Source organism: Pseudonocardia sp. ICBG1142 (genome assembly GCF_020496255.1).
GTDB lineage: Bacteria > Actinomycetota > Actinomycetes > Mycobacteriales > Pseudonocardiaceae > Pseudonocardia.
On record NZ_JAHLJC010000050.1, the window covers coordinates 1 to 8,079 of the forward strand.

Annotated in this window: 6 protein-coding genes and 1 pseudogene; 4 read left to right on the plus strand and 3 right to left on the minus strand. The window is 64.9% G+C overall.

Features of this window, described 5'->3' with window-relative positions; genetic code table 11:
- Positions 1-246: 246 nt before the first annotated feature.
- Both KPL59_RS35200 and KPL59_RS35205 read right to left on the minus strand, forming a co-directional pair.
- Positions 247-423 carry a hypothetical protein gene (locus KPL59_RS35200; protein WP_226363361.1) on the minus strand — a complete coding sequence of 59 codons (177 nt, stop codon included), beginning with the start codon at positions 421-423 and terminating at the stop codon, positions 247-249.
- A 1,006-nt stretch (positions 424-1,429) separates the two neighbouring features.
- Entirely contained in the window at positions 1,430-2,098 is a 669-nt protein-coding gene (locus tag KPL59_RS35205; protein ID WP_226363330.1) for a hypothetical protein, read from the minus strand.
- A gap of 276 nt (positions 2,099-2,374) precedes the next feature.
- Here KPL59_RS35205 and KPL59_RS35210 point away from each other — a divergent pair, with 276 nt between their 5' ends.
- Positions 2,375-3,139: a transposase gene (locus tag KPL59_RS35210; protein WP_226359944.1), complete on the plus strand. Its 765-nt coding sequence runs from the start codon at positions 2,375-2,377 to the stop codon at positions 3,137-3,139.
- A 64-nt stretch (positions 3,140-3,203) separates the two neighbouring features.
- Here the strand turns inward: KPL59_RS35210 and KPL59_RS35215 are convergent, their stop codons facing one another.
- Entirely contained in the window at positions 3,204-3,485 is a 282-nt protein-coding gene (locus tag KPL59_RS35215; RefSeq protein WP_226363329.1) for a hypothetical protein, read from the minus strand.
- Between the two features lie 2,054 nt (positions 3,486-5,539).
- Here KPL59_RS35215 and KPL59_RS35220 point away from each other — a divergent pair.
- The 3 genes and pseudogenes from KPL59_RS35220 to KPL59_RS35230 form a co-directional block, all read left to right on the plus strand.
- Positions 5,540-5,839 (plus strand): hypothetical protein, encoded by a 300-nt coding sequence (locus tag KPL59_RS35220; RefSeq protein ID WP_226363327.1) that lies wholly within the window; start codon positions 5,540-5,542, stop codon positions 5,837-5,839.
- The gene (locus KPL59_RS35225; protein WP_226363326.1) at positions 5,836-7,122 is read left to right on the plus strand and encodes a hypothetical protein; all 1,287 of its coding nucleotides are present in this window, start codon (positions 5,836-5,838) and stop codon (positions 7,120-7,122) included. Before KPL59_RS35220 ends, KPL59_RS35225 begins: the two co-directional genes overlap by 4 nt.
- A 336-nt stretch (positions 7,123-7,458) precedes the next feature.
- Positions 7,459-8,079, plus strand: a pseudogene (locus KPL59_RS35230) (hypothetical protein); the annotation flags it as partial.

Sequence of the window (8,079 nt, forward strand, 5' to 3'; positions counted from 1 at the left end):
CGCCCGAGGCAGCGCCTGGGGAACCCACAGGTCAGAGCCGATCATCCGGGGGAACTCTCACCACCGCCGACAGGGGCGCGGTGCCGGTCCAGGGCATTGAGCTTCGCCCTGTGTTGTCTCCGGCCGCTGACGCGGCCGGAGGGGTGCGGGCTCGCTGGCGCTCACCCGAAACTCTGACTTGGCTTGTTGCTGCTGTGCCACTCAAATACTCCCAGGTAACAAGCCCGTCTGTCGCGTACCCCCAGGTCAGACCGGCGTGTCACCCCCACCCGGCCTCCGACCAAGCGCCAGCGGCACCGCACCCAGCAGCAGCAGCAGCAGCAGCAGCAGCCCGCCGGGGGCGCCCGCCCGCGTTTTCCTGAGGAAAACGCACATCTTGCTGCGCGGCTGCGCGGTGAACCGGCCGACCGGCGCCACGACCAAGCCCCGGACCGGAGCCCACCGCCCAAGATCATCAGATGATGCATGGGTCCTGTGGCTGTTGATCTTCGGTGGCGAGACGCCACCGAACCGGCCCGCCGAGCCGACAGCGCTCGCCTACAACGAGCTCGACACCACCAACCAAGATCAACAGCCACCACACCTATGCATCACTGATGATCACCGGCCCGGTGCCGGTCCCGCCCGGACGCTTCACCCCCGGGCGGCGCACCCCCGGAGGAGACCGTCACGGCCTTGATGAGCCCGAAGCCCGTAGCGATGGCCCCTGGCGCCACCCCAGAAGGCCGCCGCCGCGGCACCCAGCCCCCGAGCCCTCCGGAGGAGCAGGTCAACGTCGCGCTGAAGTGCTGACCGGCCCTCACGCCAGCGGCGAAGGCTGGTTCAACGCGATATCGCGCCCCAGCTCCTCCGCTCCGACCCCGCCTGACCAGCACAAACAGGTTGGGAAAGGCTCACTGATGACCTTCGGCTCGGTGCCGGACCGACCGTGCAGACCACCGATCTCATGTTCCAGATACAGGGAAGCTGCAATGCAGCGGATCACGTGGACACACCCAGGTCGGGACGTTGTCCACCAGGCGGGGTGTCAGAGGGTGTGGATGTTCCGGACAAGGAGGTCGAGGCGTCCCATGCTCCAGTTCCAGAACATGATCTTGAACCTGCTCAGCAGTGGCCACGCACGCAGACTCGTGAGTGACCGACGTCGTGAAGTACACGCCAATGACCGAGGGCCCCTCCGACTCGATCTCAACTACAAGGTCCTCCCCTACATCCAGACCAGAACACGGGGGGGGCGGCGGAGGCAGCGACGACACGAGCACAGAACGGACCCGCCACCCACGATCATTCAACTCCAAATCCCGTAAAACCCCCTCTACCAGCCGTCGTGCCTGCGCTTCACAAACACCCGACGCCGCTTCTAGGACCTCCTCGGGAGCACCGCTCGCAGCCACCCACGATCGATAAGGAGAACTCTGCTCGCTGGTCATCAGTATGTCAGGCGGGCCGACCCGGCAAATGTCAGCTTCGCAGTCCCACCCCCACCGAGATTATGGCGATACGTGAAGAAATCTTGATAGTCAAGGACATCATTCACGAACACCGGATTCATTGAACCGTGGAAAATATAGTCCGCCGACTCCACGTGACCGGAATTCTTGGGTCTACTCGTCCTGTTTTGCCACCACCGCAGCCCGTCTTCCCTGACCGGTCCGACAACTGTCGCCTTCACTGCCGGTGACAACCGATAACCCCATGCGACCACGCCATGAGATGGCAGACACGTAAACTGCAACGACAGCACCCCGTTCCGATCAGGACGATCCAGTCCATTACGGCATCCCAGAGTCTCCACTCGCGGAGCCTGACGAACCCCAAAGGGAATATCACGCGCGAAGCGGACACGAATTTTCTCTGCCTCTTCTCGCTGCAACGGCCTATCAAACTCAAAAACAAGATGAGCAGAATCCCCCGAAGTGCCCACCTCGACTCTGTCCACCTCGCCTGACTCCTGTGCCATCGCAGCAGAAGAGACACCCACCAACATCAATAACGACAACCCCACAGCGAACAATGCATTCGCTGCCGGAGCCATTCGTTTCGCAAATTTCCTGATCATCACCGGCCGAGTGAAGCAGTCACCCCAGTCGATCGTCAAGATCAGAATCAGCCACCACCTCCGGCCACGCCGTCACCAATCAAGGACCATCACTGAACGCAACCACGCGAACACGCTCAGCCACTACGGACAGATGCACCCAAAGCGACCTAAACCGCCCACACTGCCGCAGTCAGTTAACCTTGACCTTTACCTTGAGGCTTATTCAGGCCCCGTGAAATAACGATCTAGCCCGGCGTGTCGGGTTGGGCGACAGCCCGTCCATCGCGAATATTGGTTTGCCGAATCAATCCGAGATGAACGGGCTGCCGCAGTATGTACTATACCACTGGTTTCCGGCGTGATGAAATTCAGGATCTTGTCGCTATAGTGTATGAGCAGGATCAGCGGGACGCGACGGAGGCACGTTTGTCTTGGCCGCCGGTTCTGGGGTTGTTCTGGTCGGTGGTGATCACGTTGGCGTATCTGCGCGGGAATCGTGTGCAGTGGGAGTTGGCGGAAACCTATGGGGTGTCGCAGTCGACGGTTAGTCGAGCGATCACGGGGGTGACACCGTTGCTGGCACAGGCGCTGCGGAGTGTCGTTCCGACGGCAGAGGAGCTTCGTGCCGATCGGCAGTACATCATCGATGGAACCTTGCTGCCCTGCTGGTCATGGGCCGCGGTGCCGGGTCTGTGGTCGGGCAAGCATCGCACCACCGGCGTCGTCGTCCAGGTCGCAGCCACCCTGGAAGGGCAGCTGTCGTGGATCTCCGACCCGACCCCAGGATCCCGACACGACCTATATTGCCTCGACCAATCCGGCGCCCTCGACCACCTCGCCACATACCCCCCGATCGGCGATAAAGGATACATCGGGCGCGGCATGCTCACCCCGTTCAAAAAACCACCCGGCCGGGAACTTCTCGACTGGCAAAAAACATTCAACAAGAGCCTCAACCACACACGCGCCACCATCGAACGAGTCATCGCCCATATCAAAACGTGGAAAGTTCTCCACACAGACTACCGGCGGCCCTACGCCACATTTAAAACGACAATCTCGGCAGTCATCGGACTCATCTTCTACACACTTACCTGACGGAGCCTGAATAAGCCTCGATGATCGGCGATATAGACTCATGGCGGGCAGGGAACGATCCTCTTCATCGGCGCTTATCGTCTTTGACGATCCGTCGGGCAATCTCGGCCGCAATTACGCTATCTTTAATGCCCGCACCCGTGATGTTCCGATACTCTTTTGCTGCCTCGCTCCATGCACCATGTCGAGCCAGCTCAATGACAGGATTGAATCTCTCTTCCGAAAAGTAGTCGACTGCGCCTCTTTCGCGAAGGTGTCCGAGAACGAAGTCAGCAGCATCTCGCGCGGCACTGGGCGTCCTGAAAATCCGATACAGCTTCATTTCGCCCACGGAGTCGCGCACCACGCTCCAGCTCCCGCCAAAGAAACTGCCGCCCCGGCAAGACCACCCTTTAACGCGTTCACTCCGACCAAACGCGCCAGCACGTACGCGACGTCTTTCCACTTCTTAGCGGCCATGAGATACGCGAGTTGAGAGCCCCCTTTAGCTGCACCCGCAGTAAGAGCCCCTAGCCCTACAGCATTGAGCACGCATTCGCGATACTGCGGGGAGTCGATCGCATGGTAAGGAACGGGTCCATTGAGCGCTTCTGCCACCTGGGCCAGCTCTCGAAAATCTTTATCGCGAGAAAACGCCGGATTTACCCGCCACTGCTCACCGTCGTTCACAAGCACGACAGAGAATAAATACTCTGCCTCTTCGGCGGCCCGGCGCGCCTCATCCGGACTCAGCGATTCATCTCCAACTGGGGAGACTCCACTAGCTTCAAGGTCTCCGCGTTGGCTGGGGGCGGCGACCGAGACTCCTGTCATCACTACCGGAGCTTCGGCCGAAGCGATCCCAGTGGCCGACCCCATTGCAACAGCCACAACTAACACAGTCCCGATAACACGCGACGCAGATGCGAACCTCTTCGTGCACATGACCGCATCCGAACACGCCCCCCCCCCCCGGTGGTCAAGAACCACTACCAGAAGCAATCACGCGAACACACTCAGCCACTACGGACAGATACACCCAAACAAGCTCAAACCACCCACTCCTGCCGTAGTCAGTTGACCTTGACCTTTGCCTTTTTCAAACCATGGAACTACGTACTGACGATCACGGCCGCTCCGCGACCACAACCCGCCAGCCCGACCCAGCGGGACTCACTCCACCACCCACACAACAGCAGGTCACAACGATGACCTACCTGAGAGCGCCCCGGGGCAAGTCCAGAAGACGGCCCCGAAAACGATCTTGTGTTCTCTCGGGAGGAACAAAACCCCTCTCGGGAGTTACTGGGCCACCTGTCAGGCCGACAGCACCGAGGACACGCGACCTCAACGATAGCGCGACAACCCCCACATCCGCCGGATCGCGCATCGGGCGGATGCAGTGGCTCCTGCACGCACCAAAACACCGTGCAGGCAGATACTAAATCCATCCTGCGGCACCTTTGAAACCGCACAACCAGTCACATCAATACTGTGCCCGGCGCCACCCCCGCCCTAGCGCAAAAGAGCCCTCATCCGTGGCTCTGACAACGCCCAGCCCTCCGGTACTACAAGCGGCAGAAGAGGCGGCAGGGGAGTACTCAGCAACACCTGCAGAGCGCCGCACCCTGCAGCACCGGAAACGCAACCACGCACCACCGATAATCGAGACCGCTGGCGCGCCCCACTCGGCCCCGGCCCGTCACGCAGAGTGAGACTCCAGGGGATGTCCCGAAACGACCCCCAAGCCGAGTCAAGCCGAGACAGCCGTGCCACCCCTACTGTTTACCCAGGTCAATACCCATTTTCCCCTGGCACGGCTTGAGGGGGTGGCACGGCTCAAGCCGTGCCACCCCCTCAACGGCCAGCGCGCTCACACGCGCCGAAGATCACCCTGAACGTGGGCTGACCAGCAAAAACGGCGCCCAGGCAGCCATTCGAGCCCATCGTCACGTTCCGTGATCAATGTGGGGCGCAGGTGACGGCGGGCAGGCCGGTCGAGATTAGTGCTTGACAGCCGGTGCGGGGTCGTGTCTAGCTTGAGGAGCGAGCCCGCCAGCCCGGCGGGGTTGCGGTCACCGCCCAGGATTCCACTCCGGGGCGGCGACCTAACCGAACAACCTGAGAGAACAGGTGATCGGCTATGGGCCATGCTGCCCTTGGCGTCTGCACGTCTCCACCGGTAGGTGGAACTTTTCTTCCAAACTCCCCCGACAGCGACCCTGATCCCGGCGTTGACCAGGGCTTCTCGTGGTGCCCGGATGGTCTGACCGAGCGGGTCATCGACCGCCTCTACGGCGACCTCCTCGACGACCCCGATCCGGCCGACGAGTCGTCTGACGGGGCGTCCGCAGGTCGCCTGCTGACGCTTCCGCCCCGACGTCCCGTGGTCGTTTCCGCTGGTCAGGGCGGTGAGGTGGCATGAACGCGCTGCTTCACCGTGCCGTCACGGTGGTTCGGGATCGGGCCACCGAGATCGCTGTCGTCGCCGCCCTGGCGGGGGCGACACTGGGCCTGACCTGGTGGTTCGCCGCACCGCTCGGCTTCGTGACCGGCTGGTGGGCTGCCGCTGAGCTGCGCCTCTGGCAGGTCCGCCGGGCCGTCCCTGCCTCGACTGCCCGGGGCGAGTTGCCTGCCGCAGACGACGCCTCCGACGGCCCTGAGTCGCCCGCTGAGCGGGTTTCGGCTGGTCAGCAGGGCAAGGGGAGGGCCGGAGCATGACCACCACGAACCACTCGGGGGCTGCGACCCGGGCGGCCGAGCGGCGCGAGACCCGCGCTCTGGACGCCCGCCTCGCCCGCGAAGCCGCCGACGCTGCCGCGCAGCGGCGGATCGCCGAGCAGAACGCCCGCCGCGACCGCGCCCAGACCGACCGCGACGCGGCTGAACGTCGCCGGACCGAGCAGCGGCAGGTCCGCGCCGACGCCCTGGCCAAGGTCCTGACCTGGGCTTCTGCCCACGTCGTGGAGCTGCTCATCTACCCGATCGCGCTCCTGTCCTTCGCCCTCGCCGCACCCGCCATGGCCACCTACGGCACCACCATCTACGGCCCCGGCGGCCTGCTACTGGCCGGGATCACCGAACTCGGCATGTGGGCCTTCGCCCTCGCCATCACCGCATCCCGACACCACGCACCGGACCAGCCGGTGGCCGGGTTGCAGGCCGGGGTCGTTCTCTTTTCCCTGGTCGCCGCCGGGATGAACCTCCTCCACGGCCTCCACCAAGGCTGGACCGCCGGGATCGTCATGGCCGTCGTGTCCATCGCAGGCGTCGCCGCGCACCAACTGACTTTGGCCGGAGCACCGCGCTCCCGGGCCGAGCGACGGGCGGCACGTCTGACCGCGCTGGTGGAGGCGAAGACCGACCGCGCACGACGCCTCGCCGTCCGCGACGCCGCAGCAGTCATCCAGACCAACGGCACAGCGGAGCTGGCCTACCGACCCGGGACCTACCAGGTCCGGCGCCGCACACTCGCCGCGACCACCGCCCCGGAACGACCTGTCACACCGGATGCGTCGGTCGGCATCAATCGCGCCGACGACTGGGACTGGGCACTGGCCGCCCTCGTCGAGGGCGCGGGCTGTGTCGGCTCCCGACTCACCAACGACCACGACTACGAGGCCGACCCGGCCCTCGACGGCCTCGACTCCGGGGTCGACTCGCACCTCGACGATGATCATGGGGGCGGTGTCGCCATCCTCGACCGCAGCCCGGAGGAGTCGGGTGGGGAGTCGAGGGCTGACCTGCGACAGTCGACCCCTCCAAGATCATCGTCGACCCTAGGAGTCGACCCCGACCATGATCTTGAAACCGGGTCGACCCCGCGCACCCTCGATGATCTTCGGCAGCTCCTCCGGACCGCGGTCGCTGACGGCCGGGTCGACCCCGGCTCAGCCGAGTCCATCCGCAGGGGCCTGCGCTGCTCGGCCGCCCGCGCCCGCCAGCTCCGTGACGACCCCGAACCTCGGGGCGGAGACGAACAGCAGGGCGGAGGCCCGCGATGAGCCACCACGACGACCAGACCGGCCGCGACGAGGCTGGCGGCGCCAGCCCAGCCCACCACGCGTCATCAGGGGACAAGCTGGCGCAGGTCATCACCCTGCACCAGCACACCGGCACCCGCGACGCCGAGCCCCGGTGGTGGTCGAGGGCGAGATCGTGGCCTGCGGCGCGCAGGTGGAAGGCCCCGCGCCCGGGACACCGGGGACCGGGGTGGGTGTCGCGGCGGGACCTTTACCGCTCCGACCTGCACGCCGCAGGCCGGCCGCGGCGCCCTCGCCGCCGCGACCCATCCCGCCACCGTCACCACCACGAAGGCGCTGGTCAGGAACACTTTCTATGTGTTCTCCGGCGCCGGGGTCCTCGTTCAGCGGTGGCGGGACACCCACGGCACCAGCCGGTATGAGCGTCAGATGCGCGCCGCCGAGATCGCAGGTGACCAGGACCGCCTGTTGGAGTGGGAGGCCCGGGACGTCGCCGAGAAGCAGCGTCGTCATGGGCGGGTGATGGACTGGGTCAACGCGCCGCTGGCCTGGGCGCGTGCGGCTGGGGTCGGCGCGCTGATCGCGCTCGGGATGCTCCTCGGCCTCGGGGCCGTCCTCGCGATCGCCGCCAAGGACATCTCCCTGGTCATCGCCCCCATCGCTGGGGTCATCGACGCGGTCGCGTGGGTGGTCACGTTCGTGACCGTCTACGCCACCGTGATCGCCACCCTGGCCGGAGCCGGGGCGGTGCTCGGACTGTGGGCGCTCGGGCGAGCGAGGACCGAGGCACCGACCTGGGCTGCTCCCGTCGAGGACGACGAGGACGGCACCGGGCGGGGTGTGATCGTCGACGAAAGCGCCGTGGTCAACGCCCTACGCAACCTCGGCCTGCCCGCGCTGAACAGCAAGTTCAAGCAGGGCTGGACACCACGCTGGAACCTCCCACCCGTCCACGACGGGCGCGGCTGGCACTGCCAA